Annotated in this window: 22 protein-coding genes; 4 read left to right on the top strand and 18 right to left on the bottom strand. The window is 72.0% G+C overall.

Features of this window, described 5'->3' with window-relative positions; translation table 11 throughout:
• Nucleotides 1-101: 101 nt before the first annotated feature.
• From ACLJQM_RS27525 to tpx, 4 genes are all read right to left on the bottom strand, one after another.
• The gene (locus ACLJQM_RS27525; RefSeq protein WP_247020304.1) at nucleotides 102-1127 is read right to left on the bottom strand and encodes a methyltransferase; all 1026 of its coding nucleotides are present in this window, start codon (nucleotides 1125-1127) and stop codon (nucleotides 102-104) included.
• 146 nt (nucleotides 1128-1273) lie between these two features.
• Nucleotides 1274-1729: an SgcJ/EcaC family oxidoreductase gene (locus tag ACLJQM_RS27520; RefSeq protein ID WP_247020302.1), complete on the bottom strand. Its 456-nt coding sequence runs from the start codon at nucleotides 1727-1729 to the stop codon at nucleotides 1274-1276.
• Nucleotides 1730-1752: 23 nt separating this feature from the next.
• Nucleotides 1753-2211, bottom strand: a complete 459-nt coding sequence (locus ACLJQM_RS27515) for an SgcJ/EcaC family oxidoreductase (RefSeq protein WP_360776557.1) — start codon at nucleotides 2209-2211, stop codon at nucleotides 1753-1755.
• Between the two features lie 108 nt (nucleotides 2212-2319).
• Entirely contained in the window at nucleotides 2320-2859 is a 540-nt protein-coding gene (gene tpx, locus ACLJQM_RS27510; RefSeq protein ID WP_410633285.1) for a thiol peroxidase, read from the bottom strand.
• 258 nt (nucleotides 2860-3117) lie between these two features.
• Between tpx and ACLJQM_RS27505 the strand changes: the two genes are divergently transcribed.
• The 3 genes from ACLJQM_RS27505 to ACLJQM_RS27495 all read left to right on the top strand — a co-directional run bounded on the left by ACLJQM_RS27505 (nucleotide 3118) and on the right by ACLJQM_RS27495 (nucleotide 5823).
• Nucleotides 3118-3780, top strand: coding sequence for a DUF899 domain-containing protein (locus tag ACLJQM_RS27505; RefSeq protein WP_360776559.1), 663 nt, complete (start codon nucleotides 3118-3120; stop codon nucleotides 3778-3780).
• Nucleotides 3781-3857: 77 nt separating this feature from the next.
• Nucleotides 3858-4652 (top strand): SAM-dependent methyltransferase, encoded by a 795-nt coding sequence (locus tag ACLJQM_RS27500; protein WP_410633284.1) that lies wholly within the window; start codon nucleotides 3858-3860, stop codon nucleotides 4650-4652.
• Between the two features lie 58 nt (nucleotides 4653-4710).
• Nucleotides 4711-5823: an epoxide hydrolase family protein gene (locus tag ACLJQM_RS27495; RefSeq protein WP_410633283.1), complete on the top strand. Its 1113-nt coding sequence runs from the start codon at nucleotides 4711-4713 to the stop codon at nucleotides 5821-5823.
• A 52-nt stretch (nucleotides 5824-5875) separates the two neighbouring features.
• On the opposite strand, the gene ACLJQM_RS27490 is transcribed toward ACLJQM_RS27495, so the two are convergent.
• The 7 genes from ACLJQM_RS27490 to ACLJQM_RS27460 form a co-directional block, all read right to left on the bottom strand.
• Nucleotides 5876-6805 (bottom strand): hypothetical protein, encoded by a 930-nt coding sequence (locus ACLJQM_RS27490; RefSeq protein ID WP_410633282.1) that lies wholly within the window; start codon nucleotides 6803-6805, stop codon nucleotides 5876-5878.
• A gap of 69 nt (nucleotides 6806-6874) precedes the next feature.
• A complete protein-coding gene (locus tag ACLJQM_RS27485) occupies nucleotides 6875-7423 on the bottom strand; it encodes a carboxymuconolactone decarboxylase family protein (RefSeq protein ID WP_360776567.1) in 549 nt (182 codons plus the stop codon).
• On the bottom strand, nucleotides 7395-7847 hold the full coding sequence (locus tag ACLJQM_RS27480) for a DUF6187 family protein (protein ID WP_247020287.1): 453 nt from the start codon (nucleotides 7845-7847) through the stop codon (nucleotides 7395-7397). Before ACLJQM_RS27480 ends, ACLJQM_RS27485 begins: the two co-directional genes overlap by 29 nt.
• 11 nt (nucleotides 7848-7858) lie before the next feature.
• On the bottom strand, nucleotides 7859-9187 hold the full coding sequence (locus tag ACLJQM_RS27475) for a hypothetical protein (protein ID WP_410633281.1): 1329 nt from the start codon (nucleotides 9185-9187) through the stop codon (nucleotides 7859-7861).
• 34 nt (nucleotides 9188-9221) lie between these two features.
• Nucleotides 9222-9698, bottom strand: a complete 477-nt coding sequence (locus ACLJQM_RS27470; protein ID WP_315863277.1) for a DUF6423 family protein — start codon at nucleotides 9696-9698, stop codon at nucleotides 9222-9224.
• Between the two features lie 254 nt (nucleotides 9699-9952).
• Complete coding sequence (locus ACLJQM_RS27465) at nucleotides 9953-10264, bottom strand: DUF6235 family protein (RefSeq protein ID WP_247020281.1); 312 nt, start codon at nucleotides 10262-10264, stop codon at nucleotides 9953-9955.
• A gap of 154 nt (nucleotides 10265-10418) precedes the next feature.
• The gene (locus tag ACLJQM_RS27460) at nucleotides 10419-10559 is read right to left on the bottom strand and encodes a hypothetical protein (protein WP_247020279.1); all 141 of its coding nucleotides are present in this window, start codon (nucleotides 10557-10559) and stop codon (nucleotides 10419-10421) included.
• Nucleotides 10560-10728: 169 nt separating this feature from the next.
• Here ACLJQM_RS27460 and ACLJQM_RS27455 point away from each other — a divergent pair, with 169 nt between their 5' ends.
• Nucleotides 10729-10977: a hypothetical protein gene (locus ACLJQM_RS27455; protein ID WP_247020277.1), complete on the top strand. Its 249-nt coding sequence runs from the start codon at nucleotides 10729-10731 to the stop codon at nucleotides 10975-10977.
• 1141 nt (nucleotides 10978-12118) lie between these two features.
• Here the strand turns inward: ACLJQM_RS27455 and ACLJQM_RS27450 are convergent.
• The 7 genes from ACLJQM_RS27450 to ACLJQM_RS27420 are packed head-to-tail and all read right to left on the bottom strand — an operon-like array spanning nucleotide 12119 to nucleotide 22123.
• On the bottom strand, nucleotides 12119-12310 hold the full coding sequence (locus ACLJQM_RS27450) for an acyl-CoA carboxylase epsilon subunit (protein ID WP_410633280.1): 192 nt from the start codon (nucleotides 12308-12310) through the stop codon (nucleotides 12119-12121).
• A gap of 9 nt (nucleotides 12311-12319) precedes the next feature.
• Nucleotides 12320-14035, bottom strand: coding sequence for an acyl-CoA carboxylase subunit beta (locus tag ACLJQM_RS27445; protein ID WP_247020273.1), 1716 nt, complete (start codon nucleotides 14033-14035; stop codon nucleotides 12320-12322).
• The gene (locus tag ACLJQM_RS27440; RefSeq protein WP_247020271.1) at nucleotides 14032-14211 is read right to left on the bottom strand and encodes a DUF6222 family protein; all 180 of its coding nucleotides are present in this window, start codon (nucleotides 14209-14211) and stop codon (nucleotides 14032-14034) included. Before ACLJQM_RS27440 ends, ACLJQM_RS27445 begins: the two co-directional genes overlap by 4 nt.
• Nucleotides 14208-15251 (bottom strand): NAD-dependent epimerase/dehydratase family protein, encoded by a 1044-nt coding sequence (locus ACLJQM_RS27435; RefSeq protein ID WP_410633279.1) that lies wholly within the window; start codon nucleotides 15249-15251, stop codon nucleotides 14208-14210. Before ACLJQM_RS27435 ends, ACLJQM_RS27440 begins: the two co-directional genes overlap by 4 nt.
• Before the next feature lie 14 nt (nucleotides 15252-15265).
• A complete protein-coding gene (locus ACLJQM_RS27430) occupies nucleotides 15266-15841 on the bottom strand; it encodes a flavin reductase family protein (RefSeq protein ID WP_360776580.1) in 576 nt (191 codons plus the stop codon).
• A gap of 1 nt (nucleotide 15842) precedes the next feature.
• A complete protein-coding gene (locus tag ACLJQM_RS27425) occupies nucleotides 15843-16295 on the bottom strand; it encodes an acyl-CoA thioesterase (protein WP_247020264.1) in 453 nt (150 codons plus the stop codon).
• Nucleotides 16296-16297: 2 nt separating this feature from the next.
• Nucleotides 16298-22123 (bottom strand): SDR family NAD(P)-dependent oxidoreductase, encoded by a 5826-nt coding sequence (locus tag ACLJQM_RS27420; protein ID WP_410633278.1) that lies wholly within the window; start codon nucleotides 22121-22123, stop codon nucleotides 16298-16300.
• Nucleotides 22124-22186 lie beyond the last annotated feature (63 nt).

The following is a 22186-nucleotide window of genomic DNA, read 5'->3' as shown; positions in this document are numbered from 1 at the left end:
GGCCCTTTGCACAAGCTGTACCGCCTCCGGGAGGTCGAGGCGCGCACACTCGTAGCGAAAAGGCCCGCTCGCCAAGCGCGAGCGGGGCCTTCTCCAAGCACTCAACGAGCCACGGCCTCCACCACCGACACCGCGAACCCAGTGTCCAGCACCCGGGTCAACTCCAGCTCAGCCTTCGCGAACAGCGCCCGGAACTCCTCCTCGGTCCGCTCGCGACCCGGCAGGATCGACATGACCATGATGTCGAACAGCTTGCCCAGGTGCGGTTCGTTGCGCGGCGGGATCACCGTGTCCAGCACCACGATGCGGCCGCCCGGGCGCATTGCGCGGCGGCAGTTGCGCAGGATGCGGACGCACTGCTCGTCGTTCCAGTCGTGGATGATGTGCTTGAGCAGGTACACGTCGGCCGGCGGGCACTCCTCGAAGAAGTCGCCGGTGACGAGCTCCCAGCGTTCGTCGTCGCCCAGTTCGCCGAGGCGGTGGCCGGACACGACGTGGTCGCCCAGGTCCATCAGGAGGCCGTAGAGGCTGTCGTCCGCGCGCAGCGCTTCGAGCAGCAGCCCGCCGTACCCGCCGCCGACGTCGACGACGGTCGCGCCGGCCGGGAACTTCAGGTTGCGGATGATGGAAGCGTTTTCCGAGTCGGACTTCGACTGCATGCCCGAGTAGAACGTCTCCGGCGACTCGACGTCCCGGAAGTAGTCGAAGAACGTCGTGCCGAACACCTTGTCGAAGGAGGCGTCGCCGTGCTCGACGCTGTGGGCCAGCTCGCCGTGCGAGTTCCAGAACGTCTTGTCGGTGAACGTCAGCACCGCGGACCGCAGTGAGCCCGGCACGTCCGAGCGCAGCAGCTCGGCCTCGGGGGTCAGCTCGAAGCGCCCCTGCTCGTCCTCGTGGAACACCCCGCGCATGGCGAGCGCCCGCAGGACGCGGTTCAGGTTGTCCGCGTGGGCCCCGGTGGCCTGCGCCAGCTCGACGACCGACTTCGGCCCGTCGGCCAGGTGGTCGGCGACGCCCACGGCGGCCGCGGCGCGCAACGCCGCGGAATAGACGTAGCCCAGCGTCTCCTCGAACAGGCGGATACCGGCCTGTTCCTGATCGGAGAGTCTTGCGGGTTTGCTGTCCACGGGATCACCTTCCGCTCGTCGCCTGTGGCCACCCATCGTGGCGGCGGCCCGCGCCCGGCGTCGACTTCTCCCGTGCCCGACCACAGTGGACGGTGCACGCGCGAAGGCCACCCCGCGCGGGGGGTGGCCTTCGCGCCGCGACGGGCTCAGCCGCGGATCGGGCTGGTCTGGTGGGAGACGAGCTTGTAGTCGCCACCCTCCTTGCGCACGACCCAGGTGGCCCGGTTCTCGTTCTCCGGCGCGATCTCGGTCTCGCCCTGGTTGATGAAGCCGCCCTTGGTGATGGCGAGCGCGACGCCGTCGGCCAGGAACTTGACCTGCACCGGCTCGTCGGCGACGCGGCTGCCGCGGTACGCACCCGCGAACTGCTCGGTCAGGTAGGCGCGGATCGCCTCGCGGCCGCGCAGCTGCTCGTCGCCGATCAGCATGCTGCCGTCGACGGTGAACAGGTCGGCGAGCGCGTCGGCGTCACCGGCGTCCCAGGCGGCGCGCAGGCGCAGCGGAACGGTGAAGATCGCGCCCTCCTCGCCGTTCGGGAAGTCGCCGTAGTAGCCGGCCCACTGCTTGGCTTTGGCGACCAGGTCGGAAGCCTTGGAAGTCATCGGTGTCTCCTCGAAGATGGGGGTTACCAGCGGAGGGTGGCGCCTTCGCCGCGCGGGCTGTTCTGGTACCCGGCGAGGTACCAGTTCCCGTCGCGCTTGACGGTGATCCAGGTCGAGCGGACGGCCAGCTCGGGCGCGATCTCGGTCTCGCCCTCGGCCAGGATGCCGCCGTGCGTGCGGATCAGCGCGACGTCGTCGGTCACGAAGCGCAGGTCGACCGGCTGCCCGGTGACACCGCTGTTCTTGAACGGCCCGGCGTAGGCGGCCTTCATGAAGATGCGGATCTCTTCGCGGCCCTCCTTGTACACGTCACCGGGCAGCAGCAGGAGGCCGTCCTCCAGGAAGACGTCGGCGACACCGTCGGCGTCGTTCTTCGCCCACGCCGCCACCAGCCGCAGCGGAACCTGGAGCACCTCCTTCTCCTTGTCGCTGGTGAACTCTCCGTAGTACGCGTCCAAACGGGATTGTTCGGTGGTCGTCATTCCGGCCCCTTGTCGTCACGGATCTCTGCCGGGTTCGGCACAGCAAACCCCGGTTACCATGGTGGGCACCCGGTTCCGCGCGGGCGCCTTCATTCGTGCTTGTCGTCCCTACGCGGCGAGCCGCGCGGATTCGGCGGCCTTGGCGGCGGCGATGACGGCGTCGTAGTCGGGGTGCTCCCCGATTTCCGGCACGTATTCGGCGTGCACGACGGTGTCGTTCGCGTCGATCACGAAAACGGCGCGCGCGAGCAGCCGGAATTCTTTGATCACGACGCCGTAGGCGGTGCCGAAGGAGAGGTCGCGGTGGTCGGAGCCGACCAGCGCGCCCTCGATCCCGGCGGCCCCGCACCACCGCGCCTGCGCGAAGGGCAGGTCGACGGAAGCGGTGAGCACGGAGACGTCGCCGAGCCCGGTGACCTCTTCGGTGAACCGGCGGGTCTGCAGGTCGCAGACGGGCGTCTCGAGCGACGGCACGACCGAGACGATCCGCACCCGCCCGGCGAGGGAGGCGGACGCGAGCGGCGACATGTCCGGCGCCGCGAGGGTGAAGTCCGGAGCCTGGTCGCCGACACCGACGGCCGGCCCGAGCAGGGTCACCGGACGGCCGCGGAAGGTCGTGACGCCGGTGCGTTCGGGAATCGCGTTCATGGACATGACCACTTTCGGCTGGGTACGGGTCGAGGCCCCAGTTTCCGGCTTCCCCGGATCGGGCGCCTCTCCTCGGCTGCCGGGTTTCCCCGGCCCGCCGCTCGCCGTTTCCGGCCGCTCATCGAACGAAAACTCCAGTCTTTCACCCACACGATCGACCGGCGTCTTCTCCCGTGCGCTCCCACCGGCAACCGATGTCCCCCGTCCGAAACCGCTGCTACGGTCGGTTTCCCCACCGCCGAAGGAAAGGACCACCCCATGAATCGCCCGCCCGTCGTCTCGGCGGAGGAATGGCAGGCCGAGCGCGACAAGCTCCTCGTCAAGGAAAAGGAGCTCACCCACGCGCTGGACGACCTCGCCGCGCAGCGGCGGCGGCTGCCGATGGTCCGCCTGAAGGACGGCTACGTCTTCACCGGCCCCGACGGCGAAACCGGTGATCTCGTCTCGCTGTTCGACGGCCACAACCAGCTGATCATCTACCACTACATGAAGCAGCCGGGCAGCGACCACCTCTGCGTCGGCTGCGCGTCGCTGACCGACAACCTCTCGCCGTGGGCGCACCTGGCTCCCCGCGGGGTGCGGCTGATCCTCGAGTCCGTGGCGCCGCAAGAAGAACTCGAACCGCTGCGGCAGCGGTTCGGCTGGCAGATCCCGTGGTACTCGAGCTACGGCAGCACGTTCAACGAAGACATGGGCACCGGCGGCGGCTTCGGCGTGAGCGTGCTGCTGCGCGACGGCGACGAGGTCTTCCGGACCTGGTTCACCAACGGGCGCGGCACCGACCGCCTCCGCCTCGACTTCAACCTGCTCGACCTCACCCCGTACGGGCGCCAGGAGGTCTGGGAGGACTCGCCGGAAGGCTGGCCGCAGACCTCCACCATGGGCTGGCTCCGGCTGCGCGACGAGTACCCGCAACGCTGACCAGCGCACGCACGAAGGCGACCGCGGTCCCGGCGCGGCTTAGGCTCGCGGCCGGGACCGACGTGCGGGAGGCCAGGATGCCGGGAGCAGAAGACGCCGTGGCGGCGGAGAAGCCGTCGCCGGCGCGGATGTACGACTACTTCCTCCACGGGGACAACAACTTCCCGGTCGACCGGGAAGCCGGGGACGCCGTCATCGACCAGGTCGGTGAGGTGCTCACCAAGGACGTCGTCTGGGAGAACCGCCGCTTCCTCGGCCGGGTGGTGCACCACCTCGCGGCCGAGCACGGCGTGCGCCAGTTCATCGACGTCGGGGCCGGGCTGCCCAGCATGGAGAACACCCACCAGATCGCCCGCCGGTCCATCCCGGACGCCCGGGTCGCCTACGTGGACCTCGACCCGGTGGTCGCCACCCACGGGAAGACCCTGCTCACCGAAGAAGAGCAGAAGATCACCCGGCTGCTGACCGCGGACCTGCGCGACCCGTTGTCCATTGTGGACAACCCGGAGCTCGCGGACCTCATCGACTTCACGCAGCCGGTCGCGCTGCTGTGCGTCGCCGTCTTCCACTTCATCACCGACGAAGACGACCCGCACGGCATCATCCGCACGTTCCGGGAGCGGCTGGCGCCGGGGTCGTTCCTCGCGCTCTCGCACCTCAACGCCGACGAGTCGCCGGACGACGAGCAGGACACCATGCGCGCGATCTACCGCAACGCGACGTCGCCGATGGTGTTCCGGACCCGCGCCGAAATCGAAGCGCTGTTCAGCGGCTTCACGCTGCAGGCGCCCGGCCTGGTGCCGACCGGGCACTGGCGCCGCGAAGGCGACACCACCCGCCGGATGTACGGCGGCCTCGGCCGGCTGGGCTGACCACCGCCCCCGCGGCCGGGTCCGCGGCCGTGGTCACCACGAACGAAGGACGAATCCCTTGCCGAAACCGGAACCGTTCCGCATCGCCGTGCCCGACGAGGACATCCAGGACCTGCGCGAGCGCCTCGCGCGCACGCGCCTGCCCGGCGACCTGGCCAACGACGGCTGGGAGTACGGGACCAACCAGGACTACCTGGCCGGGCTGCTGACCGACTGGCGGGACACCTACGACTGGCGCGCGCACGAGGCGGAGATGAACGCCCACGCGCACTACCGCGTCGAGCTGGACGGTCAGCCGGTGCACTACCTGCACGTCCCCGGCGACGGGAAGGTGCCGCTGCTGCTGATCGGCGGCTGGCCGTGGACGTTCTGGGACTTCAAGGACGTGCTGCCGCACCTGGCCGGCCACGAGGTCGTGGTGGCGGACCTGCCGGGCTACGGCTTTTCGACGCCGCTGGCCCGGCCGGGCATCGGGTACGCCGAAACCGCCGCCATGTACCACCGGCTGATGACCGAGGTGCTGGGCCACGAGCGCTACGGCATCTACGGCTCCGACTGGGGCGCGATCATCGGCCAGCACCTGGCCCACCACCACCCGGAGTCGGTCGTCGGGCTGCACACGACGATGCCGTTCAGCCTCGAGGGCCCGATCCCCGAGGAGCTCTGGGCGGACGACGAGAAGGCGCGCCGCGCCGCGAACACGGCGTGGGCGCGCTACAGCAACGGCTACTTCGTGCTGCACACGACCCGGCCGCAGAGCATCGCCTACATCGGCGACTCGCCGGCTGCGACCGCGGCGTGGCTGGTCGAGAAGCTGCACGACTGGACCGACCACGACGGCGACTTCGAAACCGGGTACCCGCGCGAGCGCGTGCTCACGACGCTTTCGCTGTTCTGGTTCACGAATTCGATGGGCAGCACCGCGCGGCTGTACGCGGAGAGCTTCCAGAAGCCGTGGACGCCGAAGAGCGACGCGCAGCCGCTGTTCAACGTGCCGACCGCCGTCGCGGCCTACCCGCGCGAACCCGCGGCGGTGCCGCGGAAGTGGGTGGAGAGCCGGTTCGACCTGCGCCGCTACACGGTGATGGAGCGCGGCGGGCACTACCCGGCCATCGAGGCGCCGGAGTCACTGGGACGCGACATCACGGAGTTCTTCGCCGAACTGGCTTGAGCCGGGAGGACGCCTTCGGCGCGCTCGCTGCGCGCCGAAGGCGTCCCCGGCTTCAGTTCACGACGATGGAGTAGTCGCGACCGACGTTCGACTGCTTGCCGTCGGCCGTCCGGCTGTAGACCTGCATGGGGTAGAACCCGGAAGCGGCCGGGGTGAAGGTGAAGCTCGCCCGTCCGTCGGGACCCGCCGGGACCACGGTGGGGTTGTCCCAATCCTCGTAGAAGTAGTAGACGTACTCGACGACGCCCGGCGTGCGGGGCGTCACGGTGAAGACGCCGGCGACGCCGGGGCCGCCGCTGCCCACGAAGTCCGGGTAGTCGGTGCTCGCCACCAGGGGCGCTTCACTGGCCGTGTACGGCCTGCTCGCGGTGCCGGACGTCAGGCCCGTGCCGGTGGTGCTCCACACCTTGAGCCGGTGCGAGCCCGGATTCGCCGTGACGATGTTCGTGGTCGCGGTTCCGTCGGCCGAGGCCGCGACGGTGGTCTCGGGCCCGTTGTCGATCAGGTAGGTGTAGGAGACGACATCGGCGATACCGGGCGAGAAGCGGACTTCGGCGGGGATGCCGACGCCGGTTTCCCGGGGCAGGCTCACCCCGGGTTCGGTCGGCGCCACGTAGAAGTGGTGGACGTGCTGAGGCGACCGGTTGCCCGCGTTGTCGACGCTCACCACGTAGAGGTCGTCGGGGCCGGAAGCCTGCGGTGTGTAGGAGACCGTCGCCGTCCCGCCGGGGTGGTCCGCCGGCACGAAAGTGCCCGCCGGATCGGTGTCCCCGTAGGAGAACCCGACGACCGCGGCGTCGCCACCGGCGTCGAAGGTGAACGAGCCCGGGAGGCCGGCTCCGGGATGCCAGGCACCGTCGTCGGGGTATTCGGCCGAGGTCACGGTCGGCTCGGCGAGCGCGGTACTCGCTTGGGCCGGTACGGCGCCCAGCACCAGCCCCCCGGCGGCCAGCAGCGCGGTGACGCCATGACGAACTCTCATCGAACCCCCCGGAAAAGCGCATCCTGCTGTCGACTCCAGCCAAGCACGATTCCGGCGGTCCGGCCAGGCTCAGTCTTCGGGCAGGAACTTCGCCAGGCCCGCGTAGCCGCTGTGCTTGAGGCGCTCGCCCGAAAGCGACTTGTACTCGTCGTCGGCGTGGATGCCGAGGCCGTCGACCATGCGGTTCATGAAGTTGAACAGCGCGCAGACCAGCACGGCGTCGTGCAGCGCGCGCTCGTCCCAGCCCGCGGCGAACACCGCTTCGGCGTCGGCGTCGGTCATCCGGGACGGCGACCGCGTCAGCTTCCCGACGTAGGCGAGCACCGGCTTCATGCGGTCCTCGACCGGCGCGGTGTCCAGGTCGGCGAGCGCCGCGATCAGGACGCCCGGCGCGACGCCGAAGGCTTCGGCCGTCACGGTGTGGATGCCGTGGCAGTACCCGCATTCGTTGATGCCGGAGACGTAGGCGGCGATCAGCTCTCGCTCCCCCGGCGTGAACGGCGAATCGCCGCGCAGCAGCACTTCGTGGAAGGCCAGCAGGTGCCGGGCGGGTTCGGGGTTGGCTTGGAAGACCTGCAGCAGCGTGGTCTCAGCCGGCAGGGACTTCAAGTACGACATCGGTGTCCTTTCGATCCGCGATCCGGTCGACGTCGGCGCGGCGGAGCACGCACGCCGTCAGGTAGGCCAGTGACGCGGCGCCCGCCCCGGGAACGGCCGCGGCGACCCGGGCGGACGCCCGGTCCCACTCCCGCCGCAGCGACCCCGGCGTCGACGTCGACGGCGGTTCGCCGAGCGCCGCACGCAGGCCCCGCCACTGCTGTTTGCCCGTCTCCAGGAGACCGGGCAGGCCGGCGTCCGGGACGCCGTGCCGCGCCTGGTCGACGACCTGCGTGACCAGCGCCGGGTCATCCGCGAGCCGCGCGAGGCCGAGCCCGGCGAGCAGCCGGTCGGCCTCGAGGCCGAGCAGGATCACCCCGACCTCGGTGGCCGCGGGCGCGTCGACCTCGGGCAGCGCGAACCGGGTGTCTTCGCCGGCGTCCATCACGTTCCTCCTCAGACCCCGACCGCGGTCTTCGCCGGCGCCGGGAGCTCGCCACCCTGCAGGACCTGGGCGATCGCCGCCGCCGCGCGGGTGGTCGCCACCCGGTGGCCGTCGATGTTGCGGGCGGCCGGGCCGAGGACCATCGCGGCCGCGGCGCCGACCACCGACACTCGCGGGGCGCGGACGTGGGCCAGGGTCCGCTCGTCCAGCTCCGGCCAGCCGTCGCGGACGGAAAGCGCTTCATCGGGCAGCAGGCCTTCGCCGATCGACGGGGTCGTGCCCAGCGCGAGCTGGACGTGGTCGGCGGCGATCCGCCCGCCGCCGGACAGGCGCACCACGGTCGTCCCGCCGACGCCGGGGCCGATGCTCTTGACCGCCGCGCCGCGGTGGACGACCAGCCTGCCCTCGGCTTGCGCGCGTTCGAGCAGCGGGCGGAACTCGAACATGATCGACGCCCGCCGGAACCGGTCCATCAGCTCGAGCCGCTCCGGCCAGCCGACGCGGTTGAAGCGCAGGCGGCCTTCGGGGCGGAAGAACGAGGAGTTCACGTCGGCGCACTGGTAGCGCTCGCCGGTTTCGCGCACCACCCAGTGCACCTCGCGGCCTTCCGCGAGCGCGCCGGCGATCAGGTGGGCCGCCGTGAGCCCGGCACCCACCACCGCCAGGCAGCGGCCGCCGACCGGCACCGATTCGTCCCAATAGGACACCCCGGCCGGCGCGGCCCCGCCGCCCCACCAGGAATCCGGTGCGTCACGGCGTTCTTCGCCGAGGCACAGCACGACGTGCCGGGCGGTGACCGAGAACCGGTCGGCCCGCACGGTGACCGCGTCACCCTCGGGCACGATCTCGCGGACGCGCGCCTGCCAGGTCTTGCGGCCGATGTGGTGGCTGGCGATGAGGTGGTCGCAGTAGGCGTCGAAGACGTCCACCGGCACCACCGAGCGGTGGCCCGACTGCGCCATCCGGATCTCGCGCCGCTCGGTGGGGGTCAGGCGTCCCCAGTGCAGGCGCGCGAAGTCGAGCAGCTCGCAGTCGCGGTAGCCCTCGACCCCGGGGTGGTGCTCGTACGGCGACCGGAGGACGCGCTGGCCCAGCCGGTCGATCCGGCCGAAGAACCGGCCGCACGGGCGGCCGGTCCGGTCGGCGATGACAACGTCGCGGACGCCGTGGTGCCACAGCGCGGAGGCCACCGCGACGCCGGCCGGGCCGGCGCCGACGACCACGACGTCCGCCGAAGCGGCGGGCGCCGTGCCGCGGACCGGGGCCGGCACCGGGGGCCGGGGCCAGTCACGTCCACGGGGCGAGTCCAGCAGGTGCGGCTCGGGCACGAACGTGATCATGTGCTCCCCAGCTCGATCGGGACCCGGTGGGTCGTCAGATGACGGTCACCGGGACGATCAGCTCGATCACGGGTCGCTGGTTCATGCCGTGCGCGACCAGCTCGTCCAGCGTCTGCTGCGACTGCTCGGCGCTGTCGGTGGGGATGGGGCTGTACCGGGAGTAGAAGTACGCCGGCTTGCGCCCGCCCGTCTCCATCGAATAGGCCTTGAGCACGGTTTCGCCCGGGCGCACCTCGCCGTCGTAGAACGTCAGGCGGCGCTGGTCCGGGGTCATGAAGCTCTTCGAGAACTGCGGCGACATGAGCAGGTCGTCGTCGACGAACGTCGAGTCCTCGTCCATCACCGCCTGCATGGCGACCCAGGTCTGGTCGGTGAGGTTGGTTTCCGCCTTGATCACGTGCCACCGGCCCGGCTCGGGCAGGTTGACGCTGACCGAGACGTCGTGGTCGGTGGTGTCCACGGCACCGGTGATCATCAGGACCCGGCGGCCGAGATCGGCAGTCCCGGTCATCTGGATGTCCCGCGCCCGGACCCGGCTGGAAACGTCAAGACCCGGCAGTTCAGGTGACGACATTGTGCTGCCTCCTCGTTATTCGCCCCAAAATAACGTTCTGACCAGCGAACATATGAAGAGTTTCATACCGGGAGGGCGATAGTCAAGGTGCGAAACACATGACAGGGGGAGGCGATATTGGGCCGATCACGTGTCGTTGTACCGCCGCTCGCGAGGACGCGTTGCGCCATTCGGACCAGGAACTCCGCCGGTTACTCCGGGTTGACCTGGCTCGACTGGGCCGGCGCGACGTCGACGTCGTCTTCGAGCGCACCGACGAAGCGGATTTCGAAGGACGATTCCGCGCGCTGGACCATGATTTTGAGGACGAGATTCGCTTTCACGACGATGACGAAATTGCGCGGGTTTTCCGCGTCGCCGAAAATGTCGTAAACAAGGAATGCGGAACCGTCGCCGACCGCGAACAGCGCTTCGTAAAGCGCGTTGCGCTGGGCCTGGGTCGCGGATTCAGCCCACTCCTCGAGGATCTCGAAGCCAGCGGTGAGCTGGAGGCGCACTGCCATTTCGCCGGCCTCCCAACCGAACGTCCGCCGGTGGCCGACGCGGGCGTGCGTCGCGGACCGACCACAGGCTCGCCCCGCCGGGAACCCCGTGACGCCCCGGCCGACCTCCAGTTTCCCGTGGCGGCCGGGACGTGGTCATCTCCGAAAGTGCGAGTCAGTTGTAGCCGAGCACGATGTGCCCGCGCTCGTCCGCCTCCGGCTCGGGATCGGGCACGGCGATCAGGTGCCGTTCCCAGGTCCGCTCGACCGGCTCGGCGGGCGGCTGTGGTTCGGCCGGAACCGCTGCTGCTGTCATGGCTTTCTCCTTCCGGTAGGTGATCTCCACGATGCGCCGCCCCGGTCGCGGATCGGATGTGCGCGAATCAGGTCCGGGTGGATGCGCACCGCACGAGTGGCGGCCGGGGATCGCACCGGAGTGCACTGGAGGAACGGAGATTTTCCTGGACCGTCGAGCGAGGTGCCTCATGACCGATCACGAGACCCACCGGGGCGCCGCGGAGCGCCAGCGCACCTGCGCAGCCTGCGGCGGCGCGTTCGTCCCGGGCGAGCACACGGAGGTCGAGGTCCTCCTCGACGGGATGGTCCGCTATGTGGCGGTCCACCCTGGGCACAGCACGTACTCCCCGGCCCGCGAGGGCGAGGTGGCGGCCCGGCTGAGGGAGTTCGCGAGCGGCCGCCAGGAGGGCGAGGAGCTCGGCGACCAGGCTGCTTGATCGGGCGGGGCCCGGGTCGAACCCGGCCCGGGCCGGAGGCGGGTGGCTGGGGGTTCTGGCCTGGCTGCTTGGGGGGCGGAAGCGGCCCCGGGCCAGCCGGCCCGTGAGGCCGACCCGGCCGGCGCATCCCTGCCCAGGCGGCGGAGGGCGGCTGCGATGCTGGACTGGCCATCCCACCCGGGCTGTGGAAGCCACCCCGCCGGCACAACCCTGCCCAAGCGGCGAAGGCCGGCTGCGGTGCCGAACCGGCCACCCCAAGCCGCGGAAGCCGACCCAGGTCAGCCAGCCCGCGAGGCCGACCCCACCGGCACAACCTGCCGCGATTGCGAAGGCCGACTGCAGTTCCGGACCGGCCACCCCGGGCCGCGGAAGCCGACTCAACCCAGCCAGCCCCGTGAGGCCTGCCCGGGTCTGCATAACCCTGCCCGGGCAGCGAAGGCCAGCTGCACTTCCGGACCCGCCACCCCAGGCCGCGGAAGCCGACCCAGGTCAGCCGGCCCGCGAGGCCGACCCCACCGGCACAACCTGCCGCGGCTGCGAAGGCCGACTGCGGTTCCGGACCGGCCACCCCGGGCCGCGGAAGCCGACTCAACCCAGCCGGCCCCGTGAGGCCTGCCCGGGTCTGCACAACCCCGCCCGGGCAGCGAAGGCCAGCTGCACTTCCGGACCCGCCACTCCAGGCAGCGGAAGCCGCCCCAGGCCAACTGGCCCACCAGGCCGACCCGGTCGGCACAGCCCTGCCCAGCAGCGAAGGCCGACTGCAGTTCCGGACCGGCCACCCCCGGCCGCGGAGGCCGGTTGCAGTTCCGGGCGGGATCACCCGCCGCCCCGGGCGGCGGAACCGGCCCAGGCCCAGCACAACCCATCCGGCCGGTGAAGCAAACCGGCCGGCGCATCCCGGTCCCGGCTGCGAAGGCCGACTGCAGTGCCGGGGGTCCCGGGCCGCAGAAAGCCCAGCCGAGCCGCGGAGGCGGGCCGGCGCAGTGCGCGGGCCCGCGCGGCCACCCCGGGCCGGCACAGCCCAGCCAGCACGTGAGCGTCGGCCCAGGCAATGACGGCCGGTGGCGGTTCCGAGGCCGGGCAATCCCCGGGCACGCCAAAGGGGACGGCCCCACAAAGGACCACCCCCACCGGCAAAAACTCAGCGCGGCAACCCCGACAGCCGCCAAGCTCCCGGCCGGCGGAACGAAGGCGCCACCTCACCCCTCGCCCGCCACCCCACCGCCTCGGCGACCGGCTCCGCCGGGGACTCCGTCCCCAGCAAAGCCAGCGCCGTCACCAAAGCCGCCAGCTCGACGTCGTCCGGCGCTCCCCGGACCACCCGCAACACCATCTCCGCCCCCTAGATCGGAAGGTTGCCGTGCTTGCGCGCCGGGCCCGGCTTCCGCTTGTCGCGCAACATCGCGAGCCCTCGCGCCAGCGCCGCGCGGGTCTCGGCCGGGTCGATGATGTCGTCCACCAGACCCCGCTCGGCCGCGTACTGGGGGTTCAGGTACTCCTCCGTGTACTCCGCGACGAGCTTCGCCCGCAACGCGGCCGGATCGGGAGCCGCCGCGAGTTCGCGGCGGTGCAACACGTTCACCGCGCCCTCCGCGCCCATCACCGCGATCTGGTTCGTCGGCCACGCCAGTGACAGGTCGCACCCGATGGACCGCGAGTCCATCACGATGTACGCGCCGCCGTACGCCTTGCGCAGGATCACCTGGATCCGCGGCACCGTCGCCTCGCAGTACGCGTGCAGCAGCTGCGCGCCCTGGCGGATGATGCCGCTGCGCTCCTGCTCCACGCCGGGCAGGAACCCCGGGACGTCGACCAGGCTCACCAGCGGGATGCCGAACGCGTCGCAGAACCGCACGAACCGCGCCGCCTTCTGGGAGGCCGGGCCGTCCAGGACGCCGGCGAAGACCACCGGCTGGTTGCCGACCAGGCCGACCACGCGGCCGTCGATGCGGGCCAGCGCGCACAGCACGTTGCGGGCCCAGCCTTCGTGCAGCTCGAAGAACTCGCCGTCGTCGGCGATCTCCGAAAAGACGTCGTGCATGTCGTACGGCTGGTTGGGCTCCACCGGGACCAGCTCCGCCAGGCGCGGGCGGTAGTCGTCCTTCGCGCTGGACGAGCTCGCGTCCGGCAGCGGCTCCAGGTAGTTCGCCGGCAGCAGGGACACCAGGTAGCGGACGTCGGCGAGGCAGCTCTCCTCGTCGTCGTGCACGACCGTCGCCACGCCCGAATGGGTGCCGTGGACGTCGGCGCCGCCGAGTTCCTCGTGCGTCACGCGCCGGCCGGTGACCGCCTCCACGACGTCCGGGCCGGTCAGGTACATCCGGGCCGTGTCGCGCACCATGAACGTGAAGTCCGCCAGCGCCGGCGAGTACGCCGCGCCGCCCGCGCACGGGCCGAGGATCACGCTGATCTGCGGGATCACCCCGGACGCCTCGACCTGGCGGCGGAAGATGCCGCCGTAGCCGTTGAGCGCGAGCACGCCCTCCTGGATGCGGGCGCCGCCGCTGTCGTTGAGGCCGATCACCGGGGCGCCGTTGGCCACCGCGAGGTCGAGGACCTTGTGGATCTTGGCCGCGTGCGCCTCGCCGAGCGAACCGCCGAACAGCGTGAAGTCCTGGGCGTAGACGAAGACGCGGCGCCCGTCGATGGTGCCGGACCCCGCGACGACGCCGTCGGTGTACGGGCGGTTGCCCGCCAGCCCCGGCCCGCTCGCCTGGTGGCGCCGGTAGGGCTCGATCTCGGTGAACGAGTCCTCGTCGAGCAGCAGGGCCAGCCGCTCGCGCGCGGTGAGCTTGCCCAGCGAGTGCTGGCGCCGCACGGCGTCGAGCTTGCCCTCGTGGATGTGCGCGCGGAGCTCGTCGCGGCGGCGCCGCAGCAGCGGCATGTCCGCGGGCTCCGCGCGCACCTGGTCGGTCGCCCTGGCCAGCTCGATGACCTGGGCGTCGCCGGTCTCCCCCGCCCGCGCGAGCCGGCGGCGGGCGGGGCGGGTCCCCTCCGGGACCGGCACCACCTCCGCGTCGTCGGCTCGCTGGGCCCCGGACTCGTGGCCTCCGCTCACGCGGCATCCCTCATCCGTAGCTGCTGGTCGTGCTCGATCTCGGCGACGATGTCGGACCACACGATGCCGCGGCCGAGCCGGGGCATCGGGCGGACCGGCCACTCGGCGGGCACGTCCGGCACGGCGGGCGGAGCCGCGGCCGACCGGGCGGGTTCGGTGGCATCGCTGGCGGTCATGGCAGGACCTCCTCGGTCGGGGCGCCGACTCCGGCGTCCACAGTGGACACTCTGGGCAGAAGAACGGTCCCCGCCCGGCGGCGGGTCAGCCGCCCGGTGGCGTGCAGCCACGCCACCGTGTCGCGCACGGTCTCGGCCACCGGCCGCGCGGGGACGCCGGCGTGCGGCGCGGCCGCGTCGACGGGGACGGCGGTGGCGCACACGTAGAGCGCGCCGTACTCCGCCGGGATGTGCCACGGCCAGGCGCGCTGCAGCAGGCCGGCGGCGTGGCCGACCGGGAACATCGCGCGGGCGGGCAGGTACACCGCGGGCAGCCGCCGTCCGGTCGCGGCCCGGACGGCGGCGAGGTAGTCGCGGGTGCGCAGGAAGTGCCCGGGCCCGAAGTACGCGGGGCCCGGCGCCGCCGGTTCGAACAGCCGCGCGTGCAGCTCCGCCGAATCGCGGACGTCGCCGATCGGCAGCCCGCCGGAGGGCCACATCGGCATCAGCCCGCGCAACAGGTCCCGCAGCCGCGCGTTCTGGTCGCCCAGGTGCGGGTCGGCCGGGCCGAGCAGCGCGGGCGGGTAGGTGATGGTGACCGGCACGCCGGCGTCCCGGTGCCCGCGGGCGATCAGCTCGGCCTCGGCCTTGGCCGCGAGGTAGGTCTGCCGCGGCCGGCCGACCGGGCTGGCCGGGCCGATCGACGGCTCCCGGGCCGGGTACAGCGCCCCGACGGTGGAGACGTGCACGATCCGCCCCGTACCCGCTCGGCGGGCGGCGTCGAGCACGTTCGCCGTGCCGCCGACGTTGACCCGCCGCACCTCGGCCCGGCGCCTGCTGTCGAAGGTGTAGACGCCCGCCGCGTGCAGCAGCGCGTCCGCCCCGTCGACGAGCCGGGCCGCCGCACCGGGATCCGTGACGTCGCCTTCCACGACGTCCACAGTGGACGGAGCACGACCGGGGTCACGGGCGAGCAGCCGCACCCGGTGGCCCCGCCGCAGCAGCGCCGCGACCGTGTGCCCGCCGAGGAACCCCGTCCCGCCCGTGACCGCGATCAACATGCTTTCCGCCCCCTTCAGGCCGCGCGGGCCCGCCCGTCGATCTGGTGGTAGCCGCCGCCGTAGAAGACGAGCGCGTGCTCGCCCTCGCCGCGGCTGGTCTCGACCACCCGGCCGAGGAAGATCGAGTGGTCACCGCCCTCGATCACCTGGGCCAGCTCGCACTCCAGCCACGCCAGCGCGCCCTTGAGCAGCGGCGAGCCGGTCTTGCCGCCCGCCGTGTAGCCGACCGCTTCGAACTGGGCGATGCCGTCGGGACGGCGCCAGTCGGCGAAGTACTTCGACAGGTCCTGCTGGTCGGCCGAAAGGATGTTCACGCCGAACGAGCCGGCGGTGACGATCGCGGCGTGCATCCGGGCCGCCTTCGAAACGCAGCACAGCACCATCGGCGGCTCGAGCGACACCGACGAGAACGCGTTGGCGGTCATGCCGTGCGCGTCCTCCCCGCCCGCCGTCAGCACCGTCACCCCGGTCGCGAACTGCGCCATCACCTGGCGCAGCCCCGGCTGGGCCGACAGCCCGCGGCGGGCCGGCGAGGTCCGTAGCCGCTTGAGGACGTGAGTCCTCTCGGAAGGCTCGGTTTCGTAGCCCACGTCAGACTCCCTTGCCGTTGACCGCGGCCGTCGAGTAGGGAACCAGCGCCTCGCGCAGCTGCTCGGGGACCCGCGACGGCACGGTGGCCGTGTTGGGGCCGCGCATGCAGGCGATGCGCTGCCGTCCCCGGGCCACCAGGCGCTCCTCGCCGTCCTCGGTGAGGTGCACGTAGTCGAACGCGAACTGGATCTGCGTCGAGGTGAGCTCCTCCAGGCGCAGCCGGATGGACAGCTCGTCGAACGCGGTGATCTCGGCGAAGAACTCGCACTCCACCTTGAGGGTGAACAGCTTGAGGTCGTGGCGGACCTCTTCGAGCACCGCCGGCGCCTTCTCCTTCAGGAACATCTCGCGGCACCGGCCCTGCCAGCGCACGTAGTTCACGTAGTAGACGTTGCCCACCAGGTTGGTCTCTTCGAAGCCGACCGTGTGGCGGATCTCGTAGTAGTCGGTCATCTTCAGTTCCCCTCTGCGTGGAGCACGGCGAACACGATCGGGTCGGTCCGGTCGTTGACGGTGGTCGACCAGGTGGCGATCCGGGCGTTGCCGGAGGCGAGCAGCGCCCACCCGTCGGCGTCGACCTGGCGGACGGTCAGCGCCTGGGTCATCAGCCCGGTCTTGCGCACGCACTCCAGCGCGCTCCAGACCCGGGTGTTCGCCACGCTGATCGCCTCGCCGGTGTCGGCGGCCAGCAGCCGGCCGAGACCGAGCAGCTCCTCGCCGAGCAGGCCGGCCCAGTCCTCTTCGGTGCGTTCGATCGCCGTCTCGATGTCGCAGGCGACCTGGTCGGCGCCGGCGACCACGAGGGTCAGCTGAGAGGTGTGCGAAGCGCCGACGTTGCCCGCGTCGAACTCGGGCTTGCCGTCGGGGCGGTAGCGGACCTCGATCGGCCGGTCGAGCGCGCGGCCCGCGGCGAGCGCGGTCTGCGCCCTCCGCTCGGCGATGCCCTCCGCCGGGCGCCCGGCCGGGTCCGGCTCGAGCACCACCGACCGCGTCCCGCCGAGCAGCCGTTCACAGGCACGCTCCACGTAGGACCCGAGCATCGACGGGACCCAGGGGCCGGCACCGTCGCGCTTGCGGACCGCGCGCAGCTTCAGCCCTTCCCAGCGCTCGACCAGGGTGCCGTCCGGGTTGCGGACGTCGAGGTCGTAGACGTAGCTGTCGCCGTCCTGGGACCGTTCCTTGGCGTCGAGCAGCACGTACTCGTCGTGCTGGGCACCCGGCTCGGCCAGGTACAGCTTCTCGATGCCCTGCGGCAGCAGCGTCGCGTCCGGGACGCAGCACTGGATCGCGTGCATCATCGCGTCCCGCGTGCCGGGGTCGGCCAGCAGCCGCTCCTGCGGGAGGAACGGGGCGAACCAGTAGTGGTCCGCGCTGGTCGCGATCTCGGCGACCGCGTGCCGGGCGCTCGCCCGCTGGTAGCCCAGCACCCGCTGGAACCGCTTGCCCTGGAACAGGACCGAGCCGTAGAGCTCGCTGATCGGCTCCACCGGCACCGGCGGCAGCGCGACGTCGCGGGGCACCTTCTCGCCCAGTTCCGCCGGCCGCGCGAAGCTCAGCCGCGCCCGGAAGTGGTCGGCGCTGAAGCCCGTCTCGTCACTGCGGATCACGACGTCGACGGTGTCGGCGTCGCGGGCCAGCGTGGCCAGCCGGACCGTGGTCGACCCGCCCGGCGAGACGATGATCGGCCGGAGGAACTCGACGTCCGAGAGCACCGGGGTGCCGGTGCGGTCGAGCGTCGCCGCCGCGGCCTGCGTCATGGCCTCCATGCCGAGCACCGCCGGGAACAGCAGCTGCCCGTCGAGCAGGTGGTCGGTCAGGTACGGGTCCGACCCGTCGGACAGGTCCGCCTCGGTGATCAGCTCGACGCCCGGGTAGTGCACGACCGCGCGGTCGACGAACCGGGTCAGCGGCAGCTCCCGCTTCTGGATCGGCAGCGTGGCCAGGCCCGACGTGCGGCCGCAGACCACCAGCACCGGCGGCGCGGCCGGGTCGGCCAGCACCTGGCGGAGGATGGTGATGCCCTCCTCGGTGGGGATCGGCGTGATGCCGTCGCGCATCAGGGCGCTGACCACGCCGAGCTTCTCGCCCATGCCGGTGCCCGACCAGACCGACCACTCCAGCGCGATCGCCCGCGCCTGCGGGTGTTCCTGGCCGAAGCGCAGGGTCAGCTCGGTCATCCAGTCGTTCGCCGTGGCGTAGTGCGCTTCCCCGCGCAGGCCCGCCCGGCCGATGATGCTGCCGAAGGTGACCAGCAGCTTGATCTTGTCCTGGTCGACCGCGTTCAGCACCGCGTTGAGCCCGCCGATCTTCGGGGCGAGCGTCTTGCGGAAGCTGTCCTCCGTGAGGGAGAACAGCGCGGCCGGCTCGTTGCGGCCCGCGCCGTGCAGGACCGCGGTGACCGGGCCGAGGTCGGCCTGGATCCGCGCGACCACCTCGGCGACCTGCGGGGCGCTGGTGACGTCGGCGCGCTCGTAGCGGTAGCGGATGCCCGCCGCTTCCATGCGGTCGAGGTTCTCCGCCAGCTCGGTGTCGGACTCGGGGTCGCTGCGCCCGAGCAGGGCCAGCCGCGCTCCGGAGTCCTTGGCCAGCGCGAGCGCGCTCTCCGCCGTGATGCCCTTGCCGCCACCGGTGACGAGCAGGACGTCGGTGGCGTCCAGCGAGTCCTGGATCGGGCCGGGCTTCGGCGCGGCCAGCGCGGACAGCCGCGGCACGGTGCGCCCGCCGTCGGCGCCGTAGCGCGCTTCGGTGAAGTCCGTGGTCGCGGCGACCTCGGCCACCACGGTCGTCACGGCCGACGCGATCGCGTCCTCGCCCGACGGTGCCGGGTCCGCGAAGTCGATGATCGTCGTCTTCGCCGAGGGGTCCTCGAGCCGCAGGGTGCGGGCCAGGCCGGCGGCACCGTAGCCGTGGTGCACGACCACGAAGCGCGTGCCGTTGGGAGCCGCCATGACCGCGCGGCCGGCGTCGAGGAACAGGCCGACGTGGCTCGAGTCGCAGTCCGCCGGCAGGACGAGCAGGACGCCGTCGCCGACGCCCGCCTTCGCCAGCGCCGCCTTCACCGGTTCGGCCAGCGGGTGGCGCGGGGTCGCGAAGACCTGCCACTCGGCGTGCCCGGCACCCGGCGTGAGGTCCGCGGTGGGCCGCGGCGCGGGCACGTACTCGACCGCGAACGGCCGGACCCACGGGCCGACACCGGGAGCCTCGCCGGCGCCCTGGTCGGTCGGCTTCGCTGTCTGCGCCAGCTCGTCGATCATCTCGGCGAGCTCACCGAGGCACACCGTCGCGAAGTTCGGCATGCCTTCCAGCGCGGGGCGCCCCAGCGCCCGGGTGACGTCGTTGACCAGCTGCCCGACCGTGATCGACGACAGGTGCAGGTCGTCGAGCGGGTGGGTGTCGGCGGTGACGGCTTCCAGCGGCAGCTCGACGCGCTCGGCGGCGAGCTTGCGCAGCAGGTCCAGCGTCGAGCCGGACTCGCTGTCGGCGTTGCCCGCGTCGGCGTCGGCGGCCTGCGCCTTCTCCGCGGCCAGCTCGGCGGCCAGCTCGCTGTCGATCGACGGCGCCGCCTCGCACGGGCTGGCCAGGAAGCTGAAGACGCCGTCGGCGGGCAGGGCGCGCACGACGCGGCCCTCGAACAGCGCGTCCACCGCCAGGTCGGCGCCGAGCGCGAATGCCGCGCCGACGACCCGCAGCAGCGCCTGCAGCGACGCGTTGTCCGTGTCGATCGCGAGCACCGGGGTCTCCGGCGCGATCTCCTCGAACAGCCCGGTCAGCACCCGGCCCGGCCCGACCTCGACCACCAGGTCGCTGCGCTCGGCCACCTTGGCGGCGGCTTCGCGGAAGCGGACCGGCAGCACGATCTGGTCGCGCAGCAGCTCCGAAAGGTTCTCCGCGGCGTGCAGGACGTCGCCGCTCACGGTGGAGACGACCGGCCGCTCGAGGCGGGAGAAGGAGAATTCGCCCAGCTTCTCGGTCATCGCGTTCGCGGCGGGTTCGACCGCCGGCGAGTGGAAGGCGTGCGAGACCTTGATCCGGGTCGCGCCGACGCCCTGGGCCTTGGCCCGGGCGACGATCTTGTCGATCGCCGGGGCGGGCCCGGAGATCACGGTCTGCTCCGGCGCGTTGTAGCCGGCGATGACGACGTCCGAGCCGAGGCCCAGTTCTTCGACGCGGCTCGGCGAAGCGGCGATGCCGGCCATGGCGCCGGTGCCGTCGCCGGTCGTCGAAGCCATGACCTTGCCGCGGACCTTCGCCAGCGCCAGCAGCCCGCGCTCGTCGAGCGCACCGCCCCAGTGCAGGGCGGTCAGCTCGCCGAGGCTGTGCCCGGTGGCCGTGGAAGCCTCGATGCCGAACGACCGCAGCACCCGCAGCGCGGCCAGCGAACCGGTGACGATCCGGGGCTGCGCCACCTCGGTGGCGACCTGGTCGCCGGTGGCCGGCAGCCCGGCGGCGCGGTAGATCTCCTCGGCCGCGGTGAACCGGCGGCGCAGCGCGCTGTCGCCGCCGCGGCCGGAGCCCTGGCCGGGGAACAGGTAGCCGATCTTCGGCGCGCTGCCGCGGCTGCTCGCGAAGATGCCGTCGGCGCTGTCGAAGACCGCGTCACCCGAGTCGAGCTGCTCCAGGAGCTTGGTCAGCTTCCGCTCGGCGTGCTCCGGGTTGGCCGCGACGACCGCCGCACGCACCGCCTTGCCCGAAAGGTCCTTCGCCAGCGAAGCGGCGAGGTCGGTCAGCTCGGCGAACGACAGCTTCGGCACGGTTTCCAGCACCGCGGCCACGTTCCCGCGCAGGGTCGCGAGGTCGTCGGCGTCGAACAGCAGCAGTTCGGCGTCCTGGCGGCCGGCGACCAGCGCGCGGGCCCGCTCGTCGAGCTCGCGGCGCCGCGGCGCGGTCGGCGCCTCGGTGACGGTGATGTGGGAGTTGATCCCGCCGAAGCCCATCGCGGAGACACCCGCGCGGACCGGCTGGTCCGCCGGCCACAGCGACGCCTCGCGCGGGACGTACATCCGCGCCGAGGAGCCGGTCAGCGACTCGTGCGGGTCGTGGTGCCCGGTGGCCGGCGGGATGACCTGGTGGTAAACCGCCAGCGTCGCCTTGATCAGGCCGGCGACCCCCGCCGCGGCCTTGGTGTGGCCGATGTTGCCCTTGATGGTCGACAGCGCGGCCTGCTTGGCCAGCGGGTCGGCGTCGCGGCGGGCGGTGGACAGCGCCTCGATCTCGGTGGCGTCGCCCAGCGCGGTGCCGGTGCCGTGGCCCTCGAAGTAGGACACGGTCTCGACGCCGTAGCCCGCGCGGTCGTAAGCGCGCTTGATGGCCAGCCGGTGCCCGGCGGCCTCGGGCCGGGTGATGCCGCCCTTGCCGTCGGAGGAGACGCCCCAGCCGCCGATCGACGCGTAGATCCGCTTGCCCTGCTCCAGCGCGTCGCTTTCGCGCATCAGGACGAGCATGCCCGAGCCCTCGCCCGGCCAGAAGCCGTTGGAGTCGGCGTCGTAGACCTTCATCTCGCGCTTGGCCAGCGCGCCGGTCTTGGCGAAGCCGATGACCTCGAACGGGTCGATCGACAGGTCGACACCGCCGGCGACGGCGAGGTCCAGGTCGCCCTGGACGAGCGCGTTGGCCGCGGTGACCACCGAAAGCAGCGAAGACGAGCAGGCGCCGTCGACGGTGTAACCGCCGCCGGCGAAGTCGAAGTGGTTGCAGACGCGGCCGGCGATGGTGTTCGCCAGGCCACCGGCGAGGGTGTCCTCGTTGATCTCGGGGAACGGCTCCTTGTACTGGACTTCCAGTTCCCGGAGGAAGCTCGCGGTCTCCTCGTCCTCCCAGCCGCGGGAGCTCAGCGCCGCCGCGACCGTGCGCCGCACGTACGGCCAGCGCAGCCGCATGATGTTGGCGCGGGAGAACTCCCCGGTCAGGCTGTTGCCGATGACGACGCCGGTGCTCTGCCGCGGAGCACCGTCACCTTCGCCGAAGCCGGCGTCCGCGAGGGCCGCGGCCGCGACGTCCAGGGCGAGCCAGTGCGTCGTGTCCGTCGCCCGGAAGGTGCTGCCAGCGACCTTGTGCGCCACCCGGTCGAATTCGTAGTCCCGCAGCACCGCCGCTTTCTGCGCGTAAAAGCGGTCCGGCGCCTTCGGGTCCGGTGAGTAGTAGTCCGCCCGGTTCATCCGCTCGTCCGGCAGCCTGCGGAACGCCCGGCGCCCGGCCAGCACGTTTTCCCAGAGCTCCTCCGGAGAACTCGCGTCGGGGTACCGGAGACCGATACCGACGATCGAAATCCGCTCTACGCTCATGCCACCGCACTCCCACTGGCTCTCGAGCCCCGTATCACCGGGACCATCAGGTCCCCGCTGTCC

This window comes from Amycolatopsis sp. cmx-4-83 (genome assembly GCF_046548815.1).
In the GTDB taxonomy this organism is placed as follows: Bacteria; Actinomycetota; Actinomycetes; order Mycobacteriales; family Pseudonocardiaceae; genus Amycolatopsis; species Amycolatopsis pretoriensis_A.
The sequence above is the reverse complement of the archived record's forward strand: the minus strand, read 5'-3'. Positions and strand labels throughout refer to the sequence as shown.